At 64.5% G+C, this 547-nt stretch carries 1 protein-coding gene; it reads right to left on the reverse strand.

Annotated elements, in window-relative coordinates; genetic code table 11:
• Positions 1-547, reverse strand: a 547-nt coding sequence (gene tssI / locus QCE64_RS37815) for a type VI secretion system tip protein TssI/VgrG (protein WP_310009522.1), incomplete at both ends; no start/stop codon positions are given.

The following is a 547-nucleotide window of genomic DNA, read 5'->3' on the forward strand; positions in this document are numbered from 1 at the left end:
CGTTGCGCGCCGGATGGCGGCGGCGAAGTCGAACTGTCGCCCGAAGCGAGCGGCAAGCCCACTTCGATGGTGTGTGAGCCGGCTGTGGTGTGCGTGGTGTTCGCTTCCACCGACGTGTCGTAATTGCGCTCGGCGTGCAGCTTGATCTGCTCCGAACCCTGCTTGTCCTCGAAGCGGAACATGTTGGCGTTGCTGCTGTTGCCGCCGGGCGTGCGCGTGAGGAAGCCGCTCTGCGTGGCCGAGTCGGGCAGGTTGAACGGCGGCATCTGCGAGGCGTTGTAGACGCGTCCTGTGATGAGCGGGCGATCGATGTTGCCGTTCATGAAATCCACCACCACTTCCTGGCCGATGCGCGGGATATAGATGCCGCCATAGTTCGAACCGGCCCAGGCATCCGAGACGCGTACCCAGCACGAGCTGTTCTCGTCGCTCTTGCCGTAGCGGTCCCAGCGGAATTGCAGCTTCACGCGGCCGTGCTGGTCGGTCCAGATGGTCTCGCCTGCCGGGCCAACGACCACCGCTGTCTGCGGTCCTGTCGCTTTCGGCA

Origin of the sequence: Caballeronia sp. LZ043 (genome assembly GCF_031451075.1) — a bacterium.
Taxonomy (GTDB): Bacteria; Pseudomonadota; Gammaproteobacteria; order Burkholderiales; family Burkholderiaceae; genus Caballeronia.